This window comes from Streptomyces sp. NPDC026062 (assembly GCF_055568375.1).
This window is the reverse complement of record NZ_JBVHOQ010000012.1, coordinates 58,282-79,046: the sequence shown is the minus strand read 5'-3', so window position 1 is coordinate 79,046 and position 20,765 is coordinate 58,282. Positions and strand designations below refer to the sequence as shown.

The following is a 20,765-nucleotide window of genomic DNA, read 5'->3' as shown; positions in this document are numbered from 1 at the left end:
CGCCGCAGGCGTCACAGACTCGAAGCGGCGTCGAACAGCAGCGCTCGCAGCCATGCGGTGAAGTGCTGATCGGTCAGGCGCGGGTTCCAGACGATGTCGATCCCGAGTCCCGGCAGCGGGAACGGGAACTCCTCGATCCGCAGGTCGGTGAGCGCCCGCATGGCGGTGGCCACCTGGAAGCGCAGGAGCGCGACGCCACCGCCGGCCCGGGCGACCAGGAAGGGGACCAGCAGAAAGTCGGAGATCAGCTGGCCGACCCGGTAGGTGATCCCGTGCTCCTCCAGCAGCGCGTAGGGGAAGACCCGCCGTTCGGTGTCGACGACGATGTGCCGCTGTGTGGTGAGCAGTTCGATCGCGCTCGCCCCGGGCGGTGTATCCGGTGAGGCCACCACCACACAGCGGTCGTTGTACAGCCGCTCGCGCGGGTACGGCGAGAAGTGGCCCTCGGAGAGCAGCACGGCATCGACGCCCTTGTCGGTGAAGGTCGCCTCGGTCGGCACCGTGATCGTGCGCACCCGCAAGGTGGCGTGCGGGGCGCGCTCGGCGACGAGCCGGGTCAGGTGGGGCCCTACGACGAACGCCGTGCTGTTCGTCATGGCGACCGTGATGACGCGCCGGTCCGTGGCCGGGTCGAAGCACGGGAAGTCGACGACGCGTGCCGTCTGCTCCAGAGCGCCGCGCAGCGGAGCGATCAGCTCCAGCGCTCGCGGGGTGAGCGTGACGCCGGTCCCCTGCCGGACGACGAGGTCGTCACCCAGCAGCCGCCGCATGCGGGTGAGCGCGTGACTCATCGCCGGCTGGGAAAGCCCCACCCGCTCCGCCGCTCTGGTCACCGATCCCTCCTCCAGGAGCGCGAGAAGGGGCACCAGCAGATTGAGGTTGACCGAGGCCAGCCGGTCCAGTCCCGAACCCGTGGTGCCCTCTTCGCCGTCGTTCATGGAGCAGACCCTACGAGGCCACCCGGGTCAGGCGACGCAGCCTGGGGACCGGGATCCGGTAGTTGAGCGCCACTGCCGCACCGGTGCCGTCGGCGTGGGACCAGCGCATCAGCGCCGGCCCACCGCCGGGACCTCCGTCGACGTACCGGGGTTCCCCCTCCGGCGGCAGAGAACCCGCCGCTGTGAGACGCAGTCCGAACTGCTCGGTCCAGAAGTACGGCTGGAGCCGGAGCGGGGGCGCGTCCTGACCATGGACGAGTGCCCTGGCGGCGGTCTTCGCCTGCTCGATCGCACTGCTCCACAGCGGGAGGCGGCGCGGTCCGCAGGGGGTGGGGAAGGCCGCGAGGTCGCCGGCCGCGGCGACCTCGGGGCGGACGAGCCCGCGGGCGTCGACCGGGATGACGCCGCCCTCGCCGACCAGCCCGGAGTCCGCGATCCATTCCGTTCGGGGGATGTCGCCGACGGCGGACACGAGCAGATCCGCTTCGAGGACCGTGCCGTCGTCGAGTACGGCACGGGCGCTCTCCCCCGCCCCCTCGATCCGTACCGGTCCCGTCTCCACGAGGGTGAGCCCCCGTTCCCGTGCGGCAGCCGTGAAGACGCCGGCGAGGTGCGGGCCGAGCCGGCCGGTGAGCGGCATGCCCCGGGAGACGAGGCTGACCCGGCAGCCGGCGGCCAGGCAGCCGGAGGCGATCTCCATCCCCAGCGGTCCCCCGCCGATCACGACGACCGAGGGCCTGGCCGCCAGCCGGCCTCGCAGCAGGAGGGCGTCGTCGAGACCCCGCAGGGTGAGCTCGCCGGGCAGGCCGGACAGTCGTCGCGCCCGGGAGCCGGTGGCGAGGACAACGCCGTCGTACGGCAGGGCGGTGCCGTCGTCGAGCGTGACGAGGCGGCCGTCGAGGTTCAGCCCCGTGGCGCGTACGCCCAGGAGTTCCGTCGCCCCGTGGCCGGCCGGGGGAAGCTCGTGCGACGTCATGTCGGCCCCGTCGAGCAGGAGAGCCTTGGAGAGCGCCGGGCGGCTGTACGCCGGGTACGGTTCGTCGCCGACGATGGTCAGCTCGCCGTCGAAGCCGGTCTCTCGGAGCGTGTCGGCCGCGGTGAGCCCGGCGATGCCGTTGCCGACGATCACCATGCGGTCCCTCGTCGCGCCGCTCATGCGATCCTCAGCGCGGCGACCGGGCACACGCGGACGGCGGCGTTCGCCGGGGCTGTGTCGGTACCGCCGATCTCCTCGCGGTCGATGACGAGTTCGCCGTCGTCGTCGAGGTGCATGAGCTGCGGCGCCGCTTCCTCGCACAGGCCGTGGCCCTCGCAGCGGGGCCGGTCGAGAACGAGCCTCATACGGGAACCACCTCCAGGACGGGGAGCTCCTCGATGCTCCGGGTGATGTTGCCGGGAATCCGGACCTCGGGTCCGGCCACGAGGCGTTTCACGCGCCGGGACAGTGCGCCGATCACCGCGTGGGCCTCCAGCCGGGCGAGCCCCTGGCCGGCACAGCCGTGCGGGCCGTAGCCGAACGAGAGGTGGTCGACGGGGTTTCGCTCGACGAGGAAGGTGTCCGGGTCCCCGAAGTGCCGGGGGTCGCGGTTGCCGGCGCCGAACAGGACGGCTACCTGGGCACCCGCGGGGATGACGGTCCCGTCGATCTCGACGTCCTCCGTGGCGCGGCGGCCCCAGGCGTGCACGGGGGCCCAGAAGCGGAGCACCTCGTTGAAGGCGGCCGGTATCAGCGACGGGTCGTCGCGGATCTGTTGGAGCCGGCCGGGATGCGAGCCGACGAGGGCGACGGCGTTGCCGATCGCGGCCACCGTGGTGTCGATCCCCGCACCGAGGTACTGGTGGATGATCGCGCCCGCCGTGCCCGGCGCGATGGCCCCGCGTGCCTCGGCGTCGAAGATGCCGCGTCCCACGGACCCTTCGGCGAGATCGGCGGCGCGGACCTGGGAGCACCAGGCGTAGAGCTCACCGGCGACCGGGAAGCTCTCCGCCGTGCGCCGGTTCATCGGACCGATGACCTGCATGGCGGCCTGACCCCAGCGCAGCATGTTGTCGCGTGCCTGTCCGGTGAAGCCGATCAGATCGGCGACGACCTCCAGGGGGAAGGCCCGCGCAAGGGCGTCGATCGCCTCGAAGCTGCCCTGTTCGACGAGTCCGGCGACCAGCGCGTCGGCCTTGGCCTCGATCCGCCCCTTCAGTCCGCGCAGCGCCCGTGGTGAGAGGTTCTCGGTGAGCGTGGCCCGCAGCTGGGTGTGCACCGGCGGATCGGACGCGAGCGAGGTGCCTCGGAGGGCCTCGTTGACCGCCGGGTTGAACCCGATGGAGTCCGAGGAGAACGACCGCCAGTCGGCGAGCGCGCCACGGATGGCTTCGTACCGCGTCAGCACATGGATGTCGTTCTTCCGGAGATGGACGACTGATCCCTGCTCCCGCAGCTCGGCGTAGACGGGATAGGGGTCGAGCACGACCTCGTCCGCGAAGAGGTCGGTATCGGAAACGCATGGGGTGGTCATGCGCCCAGTGAAGTGGCCGTCATCCCATCCAACAAATGAATGATCGGCATGCGTGAACATGCAATGGATTGATGAACTCCGGCTCCCGGCAGCCCTCAACACACCCTCAGATGAATATTTTTTCTACGTGTCTGATTCATTGACGCGATGTAAAGCGAGTGGCTACGGTGACGGCAGCCACAAGGTGCGATGCACCCACCCGTACATGTGAGGGCAGGCATGAGCGTCAAGACCAACACCGTGAACACCGTTCTGGGGCCGGTGCCTACCGAGGACCTGGGCGTCATCTCGGTCCATGAGTCGCTGATGTCGGTGGTTCCGGGCGCGGAGTACGCCTTCGACATCACGATCGACCGCGCGGAGGTCTTCGAGACCCTCGCCGCGAAGCTGACGGACTTCCGGGTCCACGGCGGCGGCACGGTCGTCGACAGCACCGGCATGTTCCACGGCCGGGACGTCCGGCTGTACGAAGCTCTTTCCCGTACGACGGGGGTGCACATCGTCGCCTCGACAGGACAGGGGCCGGAAGAGCTGCTCGGCGGCTACTTCCTCACACCGCAGACCAACCCGCCCACGCCCTGGCCGGCCGAGAGGTTCGCCGATCTCTTCACCAAGGAGGTCACCGAAGGCATGGTCGTCCCGCGCGTGGAGCGACGCGGCGCCGCCGGTCTGGTCGTCGCCGTCGCGACCCCCGAGGGCATGACGGCGACCGATGAGAGCCTGCTGCGCGGCGCGGCCCGGACCGCCCTGAACACCGGGGTCGCGGTCTCCGTCCGCTACGGCAGCGACGCCCCGCACGACCTCGGCGTCGCCCTGGACGAGAAGCTTCCGGCCGACCGTGTCGTCGTCGCCGGGCTCGACCGCAGGGACGCCGTCACCGCCGGCGCCCCCCAGGAGGTCGCCCGCCGCGGCGCCTACGTGGCGATCGACCACGTGGGCGTCGAGGACGAGGCCCACATCAGCGACGCCGAGCGAGCAGCACTGGTCACCGGCCTCGTGCGGGCCGGCCACGGCAACCGGGTCCTGCTGTCGAGCAGCGCGACCGGGGTGGCGAAGGGCCACGCCGGCAACGGTCTGCCGTACAGCTACATCCTGACCACTTTCGTCCCGCTCCTGAAGACACAGGGTCTCAGCGACGAGGACGCGCAGCGGATTCTCGTGGACAACCCGCGCGACCTGCTGTCGGTGCGCTGAGCGCACCGACGCGCACGACCATCAAGTCTCTTCATCCAAAGGTGAGTGTTGTGTCGAGAGTGAACACCGTCCTCGGGACGATCCCGGCCGAGGAGCTGGGCCTCGTGGCCATCCATGAGCACATTGGCTACGGCATGCCCGGCTCCGAGCTGGACACGACGTGGTGGAAGACCCCCGAGCAGCGGTACGAGGAGACCGTCCCGAAACTGCGCACGTTCCACGAGAACGGGGGCGGGACCTTCGTCGACGCGACCGGGATCTGCAACGGCCGTGACGTCGACTACTACAAGTCGCTGTCGGCGAAGACCGGCGTCCACATCATCGCCTGCACCGGATTCGTCGGCGGCGACACCGCCCTGCCGCACTTCGCGCGGGCCGAAGTGGACTACCTAACCGCGCAGTTCGTCCACGAGATCACCGTCGGCATCGGGGACACCGGCAGCCGCGCCGGTGTCATCAAGGTCGGGGTGAGCCGCGGCGGCCGCATGACGGACCTCGACAAGCGCATCTACCGCGCCGCGGCCCGCGCCTCGCTCACCACCGGTGTACCGATCCTGACCCACCTCGCGATCGACGCCGAGAACGCCATCGCGATCTTCGCCGAGGAAGGACTGCCGCTGGACCGCGTCCTGTTCGGACACGTCGACGACGGTGTGAACGCCGACAGGACGCGCGACGTCTGGATCGCGGAGCAGGGCGGCCGCATCGGCTTCGACACCTTCGGCTACGAGACCGAGCTGCCGGACCCGCCGTTCTGGGCCCGCCCCCGCAAGGAACGCCTGGACCACTTCCTCCGGTTCATCGGCGAAGGGCGGCTGAAGCAGGTCCTCGCCTCGGCCGACGCCAACTGCTCCCCGCTGGGCTGGCCCGGCGTGAAGGGGCACACCGTCAACTACATCTTCGACGACCTCATCCCGGACCTCCGGGCCGCAGGCCTCGACGAGGCCGCGATCAGGACCGTCTTCGTGGACAACCCGGCCGACTTCCTCACCATCCAGAAGTAGCGAGAACCACCATGCAGCTCTCAGACCTCAAGAACCTCAGGATCGCCATCGTCGGGGCAGGGTACGGCGGTGCGTCGGCGGCGAAGGCGCTGAGCCTGCTCGGCGCGGACGTCAACGTCTACGAGCAGGCGAACCAGATCCGCGAGGCGGGCGCGGGCATCGGCCTGCGCCCCTCCACGATGAACCGGTTCCGGGAGTGGGGAATCTTCGACGCGATAGCGAAGGTGAGCTCACCGAGCGAAGCCTTCGAAATCCTCACGCCCACCGGCGATCCGATCATGAAGGAGGAGTGGCCGGCCGCCGGCGAGCAGATCCACACCCACCTCATCCACCGAGGTGACTTCATCGACGCCCTCCTGAGTGTGCTCCCCGAGGGCATGGTGCACCTCGGCCACAAACTGGAGCGCGTCGAGGACCGGGGCGACGGCGCCGTCCTCACGTTCGCCAACGGGGCCAGCGTCGAGGCCGACCTGGTCATCGGCGCCGACGGCATCAAGTCGGTGGTCCGCAGGGAGCTGTTCAGCGACAAGGAGCCGGTCTTCTCCGGCGAGCACGCCTACCGCGCCGTCATCTCCGCCGACGACGCCTACGGGACGGTCGTCGACGACAACCTCCGGATGTACATCGGACGGGGCACGAAGGTCTACCTGCTGCCGCTGCGCCACCGCAACCAGGTGTCGTTCGACATCACCGCCCTGTGCCCCGACGGCACCTGGGTGCCCGAGGTCACCAAGGAAGAACTCCTGGCGACGGTGGAGGGTTTCGACGAGCGTCTGGTGAACATCACGCGCGACCTCGACATGGACACCGTGAACATCCGTGCCGTCTACGACATCGACTCGATCAGCACATGGCACTCGGACTCCGTCGTCCTGATGGGTGACGCCGCGCACTCGATGCTGCACCACCAGGGCCAGGGCGCGAACTCCGCCGTCGAGGACGCCGGCGCGCTCGCCGACGCCCTGCGGGACGCGGACTGTGTGAGGGAGGCGCTGGCCCTGTTCCAGGCCACCCGCAAACCCGTGACCGACCAGCTGCAGGCGGTCTCGCGCCAGGGCTGGAGCGAGGACGAGATCGACGAGGTCTTCCCCGGGCAGAAGCCCGCGTCCGCCGGTGCGAAGGACTGACGCCATGACGCTGCATCCCGAGATCGCCGCGTTCATCGCCGGCCTGCCGGCCCCCGCCCCGGGCCCGCTCGACCCCGTCGCCATGCGCGCAGGGGACGAAGCGCACGTCCCGCCGCTCGACGGGCGCCTGCCGCTCCACGCGGTCCGGGACGTGACGGCGCAGACCGCTTCGGGCGGGGTGCCGGTGCGGATCTACACCCCCGTCGAAGCCGACAGCTACGGCGTACTCGTCTACTTCCACGGCGGCGCCTTCTTCCTCGGCAGCCTGGACACGCACGACCACGTCGCGCGCTCGCTGGCGAGGGAGACCGGGTTCAAGGTGATATCCGTCGGCTACCGGCTGGCGCCGGAGGCGGCCTTCCCCGCCGGTCTCGACGACTGCTACGCGGTCGTGCGCTGGGCCGCGGAGGAGGGACAGCGCCTCGGCTGGAACGGCACGGCCCTCGCCGTGGCGGGCGACAGCTCCGGCGGCAACTTCGTCGCCGCGGTCGCGGCCAGGGCCCACGACGACGGTTTCCACGGAATCACCCACCAGATCCTCTACTACCCCTCGCTCGATCTGGACTTCGACGTCGACCGCTACGCCTCGCTGCGCGAGAACGCCGTGGGCTACGGCATGGAGACGGCCGGGCTGAAGCCCTTCAACGCCTTCTACCTCGGCAGTGGTGCCGATCCGGCGGACCCGCTCGTGTCGCCGCTCAGGCGGACGGACCTCAGCGGGCTGCCACCGGCCCTCGTCGTCACCGCGGAGCACGACCCGCTGCGCGACGAGGGCGAGCTCTACGGCCGGCGGCTCCGGGAGGCAGGTGTGGACGCGACCGTGAGCCGGTACGAGGGCGCGGGCCACGGATTCGTCCAGCACTTCTCCTGGATCCCGGAGTACCACCGGGTGTTCGGCGAGACGCGCGCCTTCCTCGGCCGGCGCTGACCCGGCCGCCCCACGTACGAGTCCGGAAAGAAGACCATGTCGCACTCAGTCAACGTCCATCCCCTGTTCTCGCCGTGGGGCCGGTTCGGCCTCTACAGCTTCTTCATCGACGCACCGGAGCCCGCCGTCGTCGACACCGGGATCGCCTCCTCCCCCGCCGAGGGGATGGCCCCCGCCCTTGAGGCGATCGGCCGGCGCATCGAGGACGTGCGGTGGATCCTGCTGACCCACGGTCACATCGACCACATCGGCGGGGCGCACGCCCTGTGGGAGCTCACCGGCCGACGCGCCCAGGTCGTCATCCACGAGGCAGACGCGCCCATGCTCCGCTCGCGGCAGGCGCACGTCGACGAATACCTCGCGGGCCGGGGCCGGTATCTGGACGACCCCGAGGGCGAAGCGAGGATCGCGGCGGCCGCACAGGCCGTCATCTCCGGCGAGATGGAGCCCTCCCTGCTCGTCAACGGCGGGGAGACACTCTCCCTCGGCGGCGATGTCACGGTCTCGGTGCACGCGATCCCGGGCCACACACCCGGATCGGTCGCCTACACCCTCGACGGTCAGCGCTCGGTGTTCGTCGGCGACGCGGTCCAGGTCCACGGGGCCGCCAACGGCTTCCCCGGATACACGGACCCGGCGGCCTACCGCGCCGGCCTGGAGTACGTACGGGACGAACTCCGGCCCAGGCACCTGTACCTCGGGCACCCCTACCGCCGCGCCGACGGCACCCCGTACGGCGTCGAACTCGACTCCGCCCAGGCCCAGGAGGCCCTCACCCAGAGCCTCGAAGCCGAGAGCCGGGTCGGCGCCGCCGCCTGCGGCTGCCTCCGGGACGGTCTGCGGGAGACGAAGTCGCCGTACTCCCCGTTCGCCCCCGCCGCCGAGGAACTCGGCTACACCGGCGACCCCGCGCTCGAACCGTCGCCGTTCTTCACCTCGATGCACGGCTACCGGACGCAGCACCACCAGAACTCGTAGCACAGGAGCACTCATGACCGACTTCCAGACGATCCGGGCGGGCGAGCAGAGGATCGCCGTCCGCAAGGATCTCCGAGTGCCGATGCGCGACGGTGTCGTGCTCGCCGCCGACACCTACAGCGGCGTCGACGACAAGCCGCGCCCGGCGCTCGTGGCGCTCAGCCCGTACGGCAAGGAGCTCCAGGCGCTCGCGCTCACCACTCCGCCGCAGCGGCGTCCCAGCCCGATGTGGGACGGCTGCATCGAGGCCGGTGACATCGCGCGCGTCGTCCAGGAGGACTACGTCCACGTCATCGGTGATCTGCGCGGCTCCGGAGCCTCCGAGGGCGAGCACATCGGCAACTACAACGCCGGTGGCGTCCCGCTCGGCCAGGACGCCCACGACTTCATCGAGTGGGTCGCGGCGCAGCCGTGGTGCGACGGGAACGTCGGGATGATCGGCATCTCCTACTTCGGCTCGATGCAGGTGCTGGCCGCGGCGGAGCGGCCGCCGAGTCTCAAGGCGATCTTCGTCAGCGGCGGTCACTACGACTTCTACGAGACCACCTACCACGGCGGCGTCATGTGGCTCATGCCGCGCGCCGCACGCGAGGGCCGCGGCGGCGACTCCGGCTGGGCCTTCACCGACGGCGTCAAGTCCCGCATGCTGGAGACGTTCTCGCCCGAGGAGATCAAGGAGCGCGTCACCAGACGGCTCCAGGACCCGGACGTGGCCGCCTGGCCGAACCTCTTCCACGTGCTGAACTACCCGAAGAACCACGAGGCCTGGTTCGACATCGTCATGAACGAGGTCGACAGCGACTGGTACGAGGAGCGCAACCCCATCGCGCTCGCGCCCCGCATCGACATCCCGGTCTGGCTCCAGATCGACCAGGGCCGCGGCTGGACGATGGACGGCACCATCGAGACCTACCACGCGCTGAAGGGTCCGAAGAAGCTCGACATCGGCCCCTACCCGCCGATGCAGTCGCGCCCCTTCATCGAGGAGCACGACAAGATGTTCCGCTGGTACGAGTACTGGCTCAAGGGCATCGACAACGGGATCATGGACGAGCCGGCCGTCACCGTCCATGTGGAGGGCTCGCGCGAGACCGTCACCGGCTCGCAGTGGCCGCCGAAGGACGTGGCGTACAAGTCGCTCTACCTGCGTCCGCGCGGCAGGCTCTCCTTCGAGCCGGAACTCATGGGCGCCGAGCACGCCGCGCCCGACGGCTTCTACCAGGCGCCGCTGACGGTGACCGACAAGGTGGAGATCCTCAGCTGGAGCACCGCCCCGTTCACCGAGCCCACCGAGATGATCGGCCAGGGCGCGGCACACCTCTTCGCGCAGATCGACCAGCCGGACACCAACTTCATCCTGCGCATGTGGGACGAGGCCCCGGGCGGCAGGCGTCAGCTCATCACGACCGCCTACCTCAAGGCCTCGCACCGCGAGCTCGACGAGGAACGCACCACGGAGGGCGACCCCTACCACCCGCACACCCGGGCGGTGCCGGTCGAGCCGGGGAGGACCGAGGAGTACGTCCTGCGGGTCTACCCGTTCGCGGCGACGTTCCTGCCCGGGCACAAGCTGGTCGTGGAGCTGTCCAACGACGAACCGCAGGCCGACGAGCACAACGCCCTGCTGCCTCCGGACGCCTTCCATCTTCCGGTGGGCCGGCCCGTGACACACAAGATCTACCGTGACGCGGCGCACCCGTCCCGGCTCGTGCTGCCGTTCACGAAGGCCTCCGGCCTGTAGAGACCGCGGCCCTGAACCCTGCCGGGTTCAGGGCCGCAATGTGTCAGATCAAGTTCATGGCGGCAGCGCCGCCCACTCCCCCGAGCACCATGAACACCGGCATCAGCACCTTCAGCTCCACCCAGCTGCCGGCCTTGAACCGCATGGCCTTCGGCGGGCCGATCGGGTACCAGCGCTTGCGGCCGACCGGGATCGGCCACAGGATCGGGCAGCCCGAGACGGTCAGCGCGTCGCCGATGTCATGGACGAGCGCCCCGAGCACGATGGGCAGACCGAGCCAGAGATATTCCTGGCCGGGGGCGTCGAAGAGCCAGCCCGAGCCGTTGCCCGGCTTGTCCAGGACACCGGCGAGAATCCACGCACTGGTCGCGCCGAGCAGCCACACCAGAACGTCGCTGGACACCCGGGCGGCCCGCCACAGCAGACCCTCGACCGCGAGCACCAGGTGCACGAAGAGGATCGCCAGCACCGCCCACCGGCCGCCGGTGATCGCCGCGGCGGAGGCGCCCGCGCCGATCAGCACGGCCCACAGCCAGGTGTGGGTCAGTGTCCGGTGGCCACCGTTGCGGTTCGAGTCGCCCCGCATCTTCGTGGCCTTGTACACGGCGTGCGAGAGCTTGTCGACGATCTCGCAGAGGCCTCGGGACACCGGTCCGAAGGCGCGCGAGATGGTCGCCGACTTGTGGTCGAGGTCCGGGGCGAGCGCCGCGCCCGCGGTGATCAGCGCGCCGACGACCAGGACGGGCCACGGCATGGCGTGGCCCGCGGCGGCCGCGGCCGCGCCCGCCCCCAGCCAGGCCGCTGCCCCTGACAGAGAGTGTGCCGGTCCCATCATGGCTGTTTCCGCCCCCGTAGGTGTCGTGAGTGCGACAGGTGTCTCCTGTGCGCGGGTTCCGGCCACCACCGGTGCGGTGCGGCCGAGTTGAGAGGGCAGCGTATCGTCCGTGATCTTCGCGCCGTCGTCCGGTTCCCTCATCGGGGTGGAAGACAGGCAAGATGGGGGTGTGACCCTTATCGATCAGCTGCCCCCGACCGACGACCCCGACGCCCTCTTCGAGGCCTTTTCGTCATGGACCGAGACGCAGGGGATCACCCTCTATCCCGCTCAGGAGGAGGCGCTGATCGAGGTGGTCTCCGGGGCCAACGTGATCCTTTCCACCCCCACCGGGTCCGGAAAGAGCCTGGTCGCGGCCGGTGCGCACTTCACCGCCCTGGCCCAGGACAAGGTCACCTTCTACACCGCCCCGATCAAGGCCCTCGTCTCGGAGAAGTTCTTCGACCTGTGCAAACTGTTCGGCACGGAGAACGTCGGCATGCTCACCGGCGACGCCTCGGTCAACGCCGACGCCCCCGTGATCTGCTGCACCGCCGAGGTGCTCGCGTCCATCGCGCTGCGTGACGGAAAGTACGCGGACATCGGCCAGGTCGTCATGGACGAGTTCCACTTCTACGCCGAGCAGGACCGCGGCTGGGCGTGGCAGATCCCGATCCTGGAGCTGCCGCAGGCCCAGTTCATCCTGATGTCGGCCACGCTCGGCGACGTCCGGATGTTCGAGGAGGACCTCACCCGGCGCACCGGCCGCCCCACCTCCGTGGTGCGCTCGGCGACCCGTCCGGTCCCGCTCAGTTACGAGTACCGGCTGACACCGATCACCGAGACGATCACCGAGCTCCTGGACACCCGGCAGTCGCCCGTCTACATCGTGCACTTCACCCAGGCCGCCGCGGTCGAGCGGGCGCAGTCGCTGATGAGCATCAACATGTGCACCAAGGAGGAGAAGGAGAAGATCGCCGATCTCATCGGCAACTTCCGCTTCACCACCAAGTTCGGCCAGAACCTCTCGCGTTACGTACGCCACGGCATCGGCGTGCACCACGCCGGGATGCTCCCGAAGTACCGCCGCCTGGTCGAGAAGCTCGCGCAGGCCGGGCTCCTGAAGGTCATCTGCGGTACGGACACACTCGGCGTCGGGGTCAACGTCCCGATCCGTACGGTGCTGTTCACCGCCCTCACCAAGTACGACGGCACCCGGGTACGGACGCTGCGGGCGCGTGAGTTCCACCAGATCGCGGGCCGGGCCGGGCGCGCGGGCTTCGACACGGCGGGCTTCGTCGTCGCCCAGGCCCCGGAGCACGTCGTCGAGAACGAGAAGGCGGTCAAGAAGGCCGGCGACGACCCGAAGAAGAAGCGCAAGGTCGTCCGCAAGAAGGCCCCCGAGGGCTTCGTCGCCTGGTCGGAGACCACCTTCGACAAGCTGATCCAGTCCGACCCCGAGCCGCTGACCTCTCGGTTCCGGGTCACGCACACCATGCTGCTGTCCGTCATCGCGCGTCCGGGCAACGCCTTCGAAGCGATGCGGCACCTGCTGGAGGACAACCACGAACCGCGCAGGGCGCAGCTGCGGCACATCCGCCGGGCGATCGCGATCTACCGCTCGCTGCTGGACGGCGGTGTCGTGGAGCGGCTGGAGAAGCCGGACGCGGAGGGCCGCATCGTGCGGCTCACCGTCGATCTGCAGCAGGACTTCGCGCTGAACCAGCCACTCTCCACGTTCGCGCTGGCCGCGTTCGAGCTGCTGGACGCCGAATCGCCTTCGTACGCGCTGGACATGGTCTCGGTGGTGGAGTCGACGCTCGACGATCCGCGTCAGATCCTGGCCGCGCAGCAGAACAAGGCGCGCGGCGAGGCGGTCGGGCAGATGAAGGCCGACGGCATCGAGTACGAGGAGCGGATGGAGCTCCTCCAGGAGGTCACGTACCCGAAGCCGCTGAGCGAGCTGCTGTGGCACGCCTACGACGTCTACCGCCAGAGCCACCCCTGGGTGGGCGACCACCCGGTGTCGCCGAAGTCGGTGATCCGCGACATGTACGAACGCGCCATGACGTTCACCGAGTTCACCTCGAACTACGAGCTGGCGCGCACCGAGGGCATCGTGCTGCGCTACCTCGCGAGCGCGTACAAGGCGCTGGAGCACACCATCCCGGACGACATCAAGTCCGAGGACCTGGAGGACCTCATCGCCTGGCTGGGCGAGATGGTCCGGCAGGTCGACTCCAGCCTCCTCGACGAGTGGGAGCAGCTCGCCAATCCCGAGGTGGAGACGGCCGAGCAGGCACAGGAGCGGGCCGACGAGGTCAAGCCGGTCACGGCCAACGCCCGCGCCTTCCGGGTGCTGGTGCGCAACGCGATGTTCCGCCGGGTCGAGCTGGCCGCCCTGGACCGCGTCCGGGACCTCGGGGAGCTGGACGGCGACGCGGGCTGGGACGAGGACGCGTGGGGCGAGGCGATGGACGCGTACTGGGACGAGTACGAGGAGCTGGGCACCGGTCCCGACGCCCGCGGCCCGAAGCTGCTGAAGATCGACGAGGACGCCGGGCACGGACTGTGGCGGGTCCGGCAGACGTTCGCCGACCCGAACGGCGACCACGACTGGGGCATCAGTGCCGAGGTCGATCTGGCCGCGTCCGACGAGGAGGGCCGGGCGGTCGTCCGGGTCACGTCCGTGGGCCAGTTGTGAGCGCGTCCGTACCGACGGCGCCGCTGCGAGAGTGGAGAAGAACCGCATGACGAACCCCGCCGAGCGCCTGGTCGACCTGCTCGACCTGGAACGGATCGAGGTCAACATCTTCCGCGGCCGCAGCCCCGACGAGTCGCTCCAGCGGGTCTTCGGCGGCCAGGTGGCGGGTCAGGCGCTGGTGGCGGCGGGCCGCACCACGGACGGCGACCGTCCGGTGCATTCGCTGCACGCCTACTTCCTGCGGCCGGGCCGTCCCGGGGTGCCGATCGTCTACGAGGTCGAGCGGATCAGGGACGGCCGGTCCTTCACCACGCGCCGGGTGACGGCCGTCCAGCAGGGCCGGACGATCTTCAACCTGACGGCGTCCTTCCACCGCCCGGAGGAGGCGGGATTCGAACATCAGCTGCCGCCGGCCCGGGTGGTGCCCGATCCGGAGGAGCTGCCGACGGTCGCCGAGGAGGTGCGCGAGCATCTGGGCGGTCTGCCGGAGGCGCTGGAGCGGATGGCGCGGCGTCAGCCGTTCGACATCCGGTACGTCGACCGGCTGCGCTGGACGCGGGAGGAGATCAAGGACGCGGACCCGCGCAGTGCGGTGTGGATGCGCGCGGTCGGCCCGCTCGGTGACGATCCGCTGGTGCACACCTGCGCGCTGACGTACGCGAGCGACATGACGCTGCTGGACGCGGTGCGCATCCCGGTGGAGCCGCTGTGGGGACCTCGCGGCTTCGACATGGCGTCGCTGGACCACGCGATGTGGTTCCACCGTCCGTTCAGGGCCGACGAGTGGTTCCTGTACGACCAGGAGTCCCCGGTGGCGACCGGCGGGCGGGGTCTGGCGCGCGGCAGGATCTACGACCGCGAGGGCAATCTGCTGGTGTCGGTGGTACAGGAGGGGCTGTTCCGGCGGCTGGGCGCAGAACCGTCCTGACGGCTCAGATGCCCGGCAGGGGGTCCTGCTCGACCTCGTGACGGCGGGTGCGGATGTCCGGTGGCGCCGGGTGCAGCTTGGCGTCGCAGGCGGGGCCGAGACCGGTGCGGCGCGAGGCCGTACCGGTGAGCGGACGTCCGCACAGGCGGCAGCGCACGGTGCGGCGGCCGGTGGCCTCGGCTTCGGCGCCGGGCAGTTGCCGGGCGCCGGGGGCGGGATCGGGTGACTCCACGTGCCCATCCTAGGATTCGAGCTCCCAGTACTCGCAACCGAGGAGCCTCCCGTGCCGAGCACCTTTCAAGTGACGGCCCTGCCAAAGCCGAGCAAGGCGCGGCCCGAGGCTCTGCCCGGCGTGGCCGAGGGCTTCGAGCACGTCGTCGTCGACGCGTCGCAGGGCCCGTTCCACGTGTTCGCCTACCTGGAGCGCGAGTTGCCGCCCGGCGGCATACCCGCGTATCTGACGGCGCGGAAGGACGGCGCCCGTTCCTTCGTGCTGTGGGCCGAACCGGAGCGCCGCACCCGGCTCGCCACTGTCGTCACCCGCTCCGCGGGCGGCGGCGTGGCGGAGTATCAGGTGTGGGGCGGACAGGGCGAGCTGATCGGCACGTTCGTCCGGGAGAAGGCGCTGTCCGGGAAGGGGCTGCGCACACGCTGGACCGTCACCCAGACCGGCTGCCCGCAGGCTGTCGGGTTCAAGGGCCGGATCTTCTGGTGGTACGTGTGGTGGCCGCTGTTCCCGCTGTGGGTGCTCATCGCGGTGGGAAGTCTCTTCAACGGCAGCGGGGACGTGCCGCGCGGACCACGTCGCATCGTGTGGCGGGCCGGTCAGGAGGCACCGCTGGAGTACGTGTCCGACAACAAGGTCGTCGTCCACGCGCCCTGGGCCGACCCGCGGCTCGCGGCCGCGCTCTCGGCGGTGGTCCGCTCCTTCGACAGCTGGCTCGGCACCCCCTGGGACGACAAGAAGAAGTAGCGCCCCGACAGGCCGGACCTGCGGACCCCGACATCTCGGACGGCCGCGCCTCCGGCCCCGTCACCTCGGACCACTGAACGGACCCCCGTCACAAGGCGGTCCAGCGGTGCGGCGCGCCGCGCTGCACAGCAAACGGCACGGCACGACACAAGGGAGCGACCGGTCATGCACGGGAGAGCAACGGCGGACATCGCTGTCGCACGGATCACGGAGTGGTGCCGGGACGGGGCGCGGGGCGTGGTCGAGTTGATGGGCTCGCCGGGCTCGGGGCGCACCGCCGTTCTGGAGCGGATCCGGGAGCTCGTGCCGGACGCGGTGTGGGTCGACGCGGCCGGGCGGCAGGCGGACGAGGTGGCCGGCCGGGTACGGGACGCGCTGAGCGGGCGGCGGGAGGACGCCGCCCCTGCCGTGGTCCTGGTCTCCGGGGCGCAGCGGCTCGCGGGCAGTTCCGGCTGTCCCGGTGCGGCGCTGGATGCCCTGAGCAGTCTGACAGCGGGCGGCCCGGGCGCCCTGGTCGTCGTGGCCGTCGACTGGCACGACGAGTGGTCCGCCCTGCGACGTCGCGTGGAAGTGCAGTTGCCGCCCCGAAGCCCGTCGCTCTCCCGCTCGGCTTCGACATCGCGTGAGTGGGCCCTCCAGGCGCTGGCTCTCGGCCGTCGGGGCCTGGTTCCGCTGGAGGTGTGGCGGCGGCTGTCGCGTGCGCTGAACGGTGGCGATCTCGAACTTCCCCTGGACGCACCGGACATCACCGCCGTCCGGGACACGTACCGGCTGGAGGACTGGTCCCGCGCCCAGGAACTGGCTGCCGCGGTCGACCGAGGTGCCGCCCGCCGGGTGCACGGCGAGATCGCGCGCTGGCTGCGCGGCCACGTCGATGACGCGACCGAGGTCGGACGCTATGCGCAGAACGAACTCGCCGTGCACGCCGCCAGGTCCGGTCGCTACGGCGCGTACTTCCAGGAGATGAAACAGGACCCCGGGCTGCTGGCCCGGCTGTCACCGCACAGCCTGATCGAGGCCGAGGAGCTGATGGGCGCCTATCCGGCCCGTGTACAGCGTGACCCCGCCCGTCGGCCGTCGGGGTCGCTGCCGGGCTGGGCCCGGCACCTGAAGTCGGCGGGGCTGGACACGTACGACCGATGTGAGTGGGCGTCCTGGCTGGCCCTCGCGGCGTATGCCCAGGGTGAGGAGGAGACGGCGTCGGCGGTGGCGGAGGCGGTACCCGAGCGGACGTGGTCGGTGCGCTGGGCACGCTGGCGTCCGCCGGGTGTCGTCGACCCGCGGAGCGTGTTCCCGGGGCCGGTCGCCGGCCTCGCCCGCGCGCCCGAGGGATGGGATCCGCAGGGGAGGGCGGCGGTCGTCGCCCGGGACGACACACCGTCCGATCCCCGTTTCTGGGTGTTCGACGCGGCTACGGGGGACGTGCTTGCCGGACCGTGGACGGGAGCCGTTCCCGCGTTCGGCCAGGGTGAGCCGTTGTGGCCCGGCGGGCGGATCCGGTCCTGGGCCGCGTTCGACCCGTTCCCGCCGAAGCCCCGGCTGGTGCGCGACCTGTTGCGGGTGGGTGAACTCGTGGTGGTGGCGTCGGCGGGCGGGGTCTTCGCCGTGACAGCGACCGAGCCCGAGCAGTTCCCCGATGGGTTCGCGGGACCGAGGACCGTCGACGAGGATGAGGACGAGGACGACCGGGACGACGAGGACGGCGGGGACGACGGGGACGACTGGAAGGACTGGGAGGAGGACGACGACTTCGATGACGAGGACCACCACGACGCGTTCTACGGGCAGGCCATGCCCTCGCCTCTCCGGGCGGCGGGGATCGACCGTGTGCCCTGCCATGTCGCGCCCGGCCGGTCGGACTTCGCGGCTTCACCGGAGGCGGTGTTCGGCAGCGGCGCCCTCATCCGCCTGCCAGCGTCACTGATACCGGCGGACCTCCGCGATCCGTATGCCCGTCGTACGTTGACCGTGACCGGGCTGCCGAGACTGTCGGCGGCCGAACTCACTCTGGACATCGCTCCGGAGACGCCCCTGCCCCGGGTGAGTGATCTGCCGTTGTACGTGCTGGGTGACTGGAACGGTGACTTGATCACCCTGCACGCCTCCACCGGCAGGGTCCACCTGCTGCCCCGGCACGCCGGCCGGAGCGGGAGCGGTCTGTCCGCCGACACGCTCCATCCGATGGCCGAGAACCTGGACGTCTTCGTACGCCTCGTCACCGCCTGGGCCGTCCTGCGCGGACATTTCCCGATGGCGTACACGCAGCGTGAACTCCTGTCCCTGCGCGATGCGTTGGAGGACCAGTTGGATGCCCTGAGTCCGCAGACCGGGTCCGGCAGGTGGACCGAGAGCCTGCGGGAAGTCCTGTGACGGACGGACAACGGCCGGGGCGGACCGGAAGGGGTGGCCGCCGCTGAGCGGTTGAGCCGGTGGACGCAGCGACGCGGTGCGCGTCCGCGAGCGCCGGCCCGCCACGCGGCCGGGTCGCGGAGCGCGGCGGCTACGCCCGCCCCACCTGGCGCCGGTACTGGGCGATCGCCGAGTCCGGCGGAAAGTTCGGCACGTTCATCGTGGACCCGTCGGCCTTCGAGACGACCAGATGGCTGCCGCCGTAGCTGGGCGGCTCGGTCGGCGGGAATGTCGCGTGTACCAGGAACCCCAGGTCGAACTCCTGGACGTTGAGCGTGGCCGGGGTGCCGTCCGCACACAAGGGCTGGAACGTGGCCCGCGCGATCGCGAGCGCTTCGTCGGCGGTGCGGGGTGCGGTGGTCAACTTCTCGCTCCTCGGAACTGGTTGCGCGCGTGACGCCGGCGGCGTGTGCCTCCGGCTCCGTACCGTACCCAGGGAATCCATGGCCGGGATCAGCGCGGTCGTCCCGGATGTGAGCAGGCGCCGGCGGTGCTTCATCACGCGGCGGCCCGCAGACCCGGACGCCGCCTCGGCACGCCGCGCACAGTGACTTCATTAGGCCATTGGACTGACAGCGCGGCCCGCTGTCCGTGGTGGGTGCGCGCCTGACCGGCGCCGCCGCGCACGGCCGCAGAAGGTGGTCGCGCCCGGCGTTCCGGGGGTCGCGACCGCTGCCCCCGCTGCCGGAGGGACATCGGCGAAGGAGGCACGGTCATGACGGCCGATCAGGTGCTTGTGGGTCTGGGACTGATCGTGGTGCTCGCGGTCGGATCCCAGTTGCTGGCGAGCCGGCTGCGCGTCCCGGCGCTGCTCGTCCTGCTGCCGGTCGGCTTCACCGCCGGGGCGCTCACCGACAACGTCGATCCGGAGCGGCTGCTGGGCGACTCCTTCTCGCCACTGGTGTCCCTGGCGGTGGCGGTGATCCTTTATGACGCGGGTCTGGGCCTGGACCTCAGGAGGCTCAAGGGTCACACCCGTCGCGTCGTGATCCGGCTGCTCTGGCTGGGGACACTGCTGACCGTGGTGTCCGCGTCACTGTTCGCGGTGCCGGTCCTGGACATGTCGATGCGGGCGGCGGTGATGCTGGCGGCGATCCTGGTGGTGTCCGGGCCGACCGTCGTGGGGCCGCTGCTGAACTTCGTACGGCCCACCGAGCGGCTGCAGCGCGTGCTCATCTGGGAGGGTTCGCTGATCGACCCGGTCGGCGGCATCCTGGGCGCACTCGTCTTCCACGGGGTCCTCGCGGGCGACCGGCCGGGGTTCGGCGGTCAGCTGGCCGGGTTCTCCGCCAGTACGGCGGTGGGCCTGGCGGGCGGCGCGGTCGGAGCCGGTGTGCTGTGGGTGCTGCTCCGCCAGGTACGGCTGAGCGAGGAGCTGGCCACCTCGGTGCAGTTCGCCGCCGTGATCGGTGTGGCAGCCGCCTGCGACGCGCTGCGGGACGACACGGGTCTGATCTCGGCCGTCGTGATGGGGATGGCCATGGCCTACCTGCCCGGCCTGGATCTCCCCGCGCGGCGGCCCTTCTTCGACACCCTCGTCTCACTGATCATCGGGCTGCTCTTCATCTCCATCTCGGCCACGGTCACACCGGAGTCACTGCGGCACGTGGTGCTGCCGTCGCTCGCGCTGGTCGCCCTGCTCGTCCTGGTGACCAGACCTCTGGTGGCCCACCTCGCCACCCTGCGTACCGATGTGCCGGGCGGGGAACGGTGGTTCATCGGCTGGATGGCACCGCGCGGGATCGTCGCGGCGGCGACGGCCTCCACCTTCTCGGCCGAGCTCGTCGACCACCACATCGCCGGCGCCCAGCGGATCCTCCCGGCGACCTTCGTGGTGATCGTCGCCACCGTCACGCTCTACGGCCTGACGGCGTTCCCGGCGGCCAGGCGGCTGGGCGTGCTGCGCCCGGCCCGGTCCAGGCCACTGCTGGTCGGCGGGGCGCCCTGGGCGGTCGACCTGGCATGCGCGCTGCGTTCGGCGGGGCTGGACGTTCTGATGTGGGCCGGCGCCGGCCGTGAACGTGCGCGGATCGAGGAGGCAGGACTGAAGCTGGCGCCCGGCGAACTGCTCGCCTCGGCCACCGGTGCGGGTGCGGAGCTCGAAGGGATCACCGGAGTGCTGCTGCTCACCGGCGAGGACGACTTCAACGCGCTCGCCTCCATGACTCTCCGGGAGAGCGTCGAGGGCCCCGTCCACCGTCTCGGACCGCCCTCCACCGGACACGGGGTGGTGGCTCCGTACACGGGTGGTGAATCGCTCTTCGGCGCCGGACTCGGCGGACGCGAGCTGGCCCGCCGGTACCGGGCCGGGGCGCGGGTGGTCACGCGGGCCTTCACCGCCCCGGTCCGGGCCGGTGAAGAGCTGCTGTTCGTGGTGCGCCCGGACGGGCGGCTCGACCCGGTCACGGACGTGCGCAAGCCGGTCCCGGAGGCGGGTGACACCCTGGTCCTGCTGGCCCCGCCCGAAGGCGCTGACGCGGTGTGAGGACCGGTACGCGGGATTCCGGCACGGCCCGC

Annotated in this window: 18 protein-coding genes; 11 read left to right on the top strand and 7 right to left on the bottom strand. The window is 70.7% G+C overall.

The window, feature by feature from the left end; all coding sequences use genetic code 11:
• Positions 1 to 11: 11 nt before the first annotated feature.
• From ACZ4LX_RS13670 to ACZ4LX_RS13655, 4 genes are read right to left on the bottom strand one after another with little or no spacing between them, the layout of a single operon-like run.
• Entirely contained in the window at positions 12 to 938 is a 927-nt protein-coding gene (locus ACZ4LX_RS13670) for a LysR family transcriptional regulator (protein ID WP_467638168.1), read from the bottom strand.
• A 10-nt stretch (positions 939 to 948) separates the two neighbouring features.
• Positions 949 to 2,094 (bottom strand): NAD(P)/FAD-dependent oxidoreductase, encoded by a 1,146-nt coding sequence (locus tag ACZ4LX_RS13665; protein WP_467638170.1) that lies wholly within the window; start codon positions 2,092 to 2,094, stop codon positions 949 to 951.
• Positions 2,091 to 2,279 (bottom strand): ferredoxin, encoded by a 189-nt coding sequence (locus ACZ4LX_RS13660; protein ID WP_467638173.1) that lies wholly within the window; start codon positions 2,277 to 2,279, stop codon positions 2,091 to 2,093. Before ACZ4LX_RS13660 ends, ACZ4LX_RS13665 begins: the two co-directional genes overlap by 4 nt.
• On the bottom strand, positions 2,276 to 3,448 hold the full coding sequence (locus ACZ4LX_RS13655; RefSeq protein WP_467638176.1) for a cytochrome P450: 1,173 nt from the start codon (positions 3,446 to 3,448) through the stop codon (positions 2,276 to 2,278). The genes ACZ4LX_RS13660 and ACZ4LX_RS13655 overlap by 4 nt, the downstream gene beginning before the upstream one ends.
• A 219-nt stretch (positions 3,449 to 3,667) precedes the next feature.
• Between ACZ4LX_RS13655 and ACZ4LX_RS13650 the strand changes: the two genes are divergently transcribed.
• Genes ACZ4LX_RS13650 through ACZ4LX_RS13625 form a run of 6 tightly spaced genes read left to right on the top strand, consistent with a single transcriptional unit; the run spans position 3,668 to position 10,420 of the window.
• Positions 3,668 to 4,642, top strand: a complete 975-nt coding sequence (locus ACZ4LX_RS13650) for a phosphotriesterase family protein (protein WP_467638179.1) — start codon at positions 3,668 to 3,670, stop codon at positions 4,640 to 4,642.
• Positions 4,643 to 4,692: 50 nt separating this feature from the next.
• Positions 4,693 to 5,646 carry a phosphotriesterase family protein gene (locus ACZ4LX_RS13645; RefSeq protein ID WP_467638182.1) on the top strand — a complete coding sequence of 318 codons (954 nt, stop codon included), beginning with the start codon at positions 4,693 to 4,695 and terminating at the stop codon, positions 5,644 to 5,646.
• Between the two features lie 11 nt (positions 5,647 to 5,657).
• Positions 5,658 to 6,773, top strand: a complete 1,116-nt coding sequence (locus ACZ4LX_RS13640) for an FAD-dependent monooxygenase (protein WP_467638185.1) — start codon at positions 5,658 to 5,660, stop codon at positions 6,771 to 6,773.
• A gap of 4 nt (positions 6,774 to 6,777) precedes the next feature.
• Positions 6,778 to 7,701, top strand: coding sequence for an alpha/beta hydrolase (locus ACZ4LX_RS13635; protein ID WP_467638188.1), 924 nt, complete (start codon positions 6,778 to 6,780; stop codon positions 7,699 to 7,701).
• 36 nt (positions 7,702 to 7,737) lie between these two features.
• A complete protein-coding gene (locus ACZ4LX_RS13630) occupies positions 7,738 to 8,679 on the top strand; it encodes an MBL fold metallo-hydrolase (RefSeq protein WP_467638191.1) in 942 nt (313 codons plus the stop codon).
• Between the two features lie 13 nt (positions 8,680 to 8,692).
• Positions 8,693 to 10,420, top strand: coding sequence for a CocE/NonD family hydrolase (locus tag ACZ4LX_RS13625; RefSeq protein ID WP_467638194.1), 1,728 nt, complete (start codon positions 8,693 to 8,695; stop codon positions 10,418 to 10,420).
• Between the two features lie 43 nt (positions 10,421 to 10,463).
• On the opposite strand, the gene ACZ4LX_RS13620 is transcribed toward ACZ4LX_RS13625, so the two are convergent.
• The gene (locus ACZ4LX_RS13620) at positions 10,464 to 11,255 is read right to left on the bottom strand and encodes a metal-dependent hydrolase (protein ID WP_467638644.1); all 792 of its coding nucleotides are present in this window, start codon (positions 11,253 to 11,255) and stop codon (positions 10,464 to 10,466) included.
• Between the two features lie 169 nt (positions 11,256 to 11,424).
• On the opposite strand from ACZ4LX_RS13620, the gene ACZ4LX_RS13615 reads away from it, so the two are divergent.
• A complete protein-coding gene (locus ACZ4LX_RS13615; protein WP_467638197.1) occupies positions 11,425 to 13,938 on the top strand; it encodes a DEAD/DEAH box helicase in 2,514 nt (837 codons plus the stop codon).
• A gap of 46 nt (positions 13,939 to 13,984) precedes the next feature.
• Entirely contained in the window at positions 13,985 to 14,866 is an 882-nt protein-coding gene (locus ACZ4LX_RS13610; protein WP_467638200.1) for an acyl-CoA thioesterase, read from the top strand.
• A 4-nt stretch (positions 14,867 to 14,870) separates the two neighbouring features.
• On the opposite strand, the gene ACZ4LX_RS13605 is transcribed toward ACZ4LX_RS13610, so the two are convergent.
• Positions 14,871 to 15,098, bottom strand: coding sequence for a DUF6011 domain-containing protein (locus ACZ4LX_RS13605; protein ID WP_467638203.1), 228 nt, complete (start codon positions 15,096 to 15,098; stop codon positions 14,871 to 14,873).
• A 51-nt stretch (positions 15,099 to 15,149) separates the two neighbouring features.
• Here ACZ4LX_RS13605 and ACZ4LX_RS13600 point away from each other — a divergent pair, with 51 nt between their 5' ends.
• Positions 15,150 to 15,839, top strand: coding sequence for a hypothetical protein (locus ACZ4LX_RS13600; protein ID WP_467638206.1), 690 nt, complete (start codon positions 15,150 to 15,152; stop codon positions 15,837 to 15,839).
• A 165-nt stretch (positions 15,840 to 16,004) separates the two neighbouring features.
• On the top strand, positions 16,005 to 18,209 hold the full coding sequence (locus tag ACZ4LX_RS13595) for an SUKH-4 family immunity protein (RefSeq protein ID WP_467638209.1): 2,205 nt from the start codon (positions 16,005 to 16,007) through the stop codon (positions 18,207 to 18,209).
• A 130-nt stretch (positions 18,210 to 18,339) separates the two neighbouring features.
• Here ACZ4LX_RS13595 and ACZ4LX_RS13590 read toward each other — a convergent pair whose 3' ends face one another.
• Positions 18,340 to 18,612, bottom strand: a complete 273-nt coding sequence (locus ACZ4LX_RS13590; RefSeq protein WP_467638212.1) for a hypothetical protein — start codon at positions 18,610 to 18,612, stop codon at positions 18,340 to 18,342.
• Positions 18,613 to 18,963: 351 nt separating this feature from the next.
• Between ACZ4LX_RS13590 and ACZ4LX_RS13585 the strand changes: the two genes are divergently transcribed.
• A complete protein-coding gene (locus tag ACZ4LX_RS13585) occupies positions 18,964 to 20,733 on the top strand; it encodes a cation:proton antiporter (RefSeq protein ID WP_467638214.1) in 1,770 nt (589 codons plus the stop codon).
• Positions 20,734 to 20,765 lie beyond the last annotated feature (32 nt).

Bases quoted from the DNA above. Each gene is read 5' to 3' on its own strand.
- ACZ4LX_RS13625 (WP_467638194.1), top strand. From the start codon at position 8,693: ATGACCGACTTCCAGACGATCCGGGCGGGCGAGCAGAGGATCGCCGTC.
- ACZ4LX_RS13670 (WP_467638168.1), bottom strand. From the start codon at position 938: ATGAACGACGGCGAAGAGGGCACCACGGGTTCGGGACTGGACCGGCTG.
- ACZ4LX_RS13650 (WP_467638179.1), top strand. From the start codon at position 3,668: ATGAGCGTCAAGACCAACACCGTGAACACCGTTCTGGGGCCGGTGCCT.
- ACZ4LX_RS13660 (WP_467638173.1), bottom strand. From the start codon at position 2,279: ATGAGGCTCGTTCTCGACCGGCCCCGCTGCGAGGGCCACGGCCTGTGC.
- ACZ4LX_RS13665 (WP_467638170.1), bottom strand. From the start codon at position 2,094: ATGAGCGGCGCGACGAGGGACCGCATGGTGATCGTCGGCAACGGCATC.
- ACZ4LX_RS13655 (WP_467638176.1), bottom strand. From the start codon at position 3,448: ATGACCACCCCATGCGTTTCCGATACCGACCTCTTCGCGGACGAGGTC.
- ACZ4LX_RS13585 (WP_467638214.1), top strand. From the start codon at position 18,964: ATGACGGCCGATCAGGTGCTTGTGGGTCTGGGACTGATCGTGGTGCTC.
- ACZ4LX_RS13635 (WP_467638188.1), top strand. From the start codon at position 6,778: ATGACGCTGCATCCCGAGATCGCCGCGTTCATCGCCGGCCTGCCGGCC.
- ACZ4LX_RS13640 (WP_467638185.1), top strand. From the start codon at position 5,658: ATGCAGCTCTCAGACCTCAAGAACCTCAGGATCGCCATCGTCGGGGCA.
- ACZ4LX_RS13595 (WP_467638209.1), top strand. From the start codon at position 16,005: ATGCACGGGAGAGCAACGGCGGACATCGCTGTCGCACGGATCACGGAG.
- ACZ4LX_RS13620 (WP_467638644.1), bottom strand. From the start codon at position 11,255: ATGATGGGACCGGCACACTCTCTGTCAGGGGCAGCGGCCTGGCTGGGG.
- ACZ4LX_RS13630 (WP_467638191.1), top strand. From the start codon at position 7,738: ATGTCGCACTCAGTCAACGTCCATCCCCTGTTCTCGCCGTGGGGCCGG.
- ACZ4LX_RS13610 (WP_467638200.1), top strand. From the start codon at position 13,985: ATGACGAACCCCGCCGAGCGCCTGGTCGACCTGCTCGACCTGGAACGG.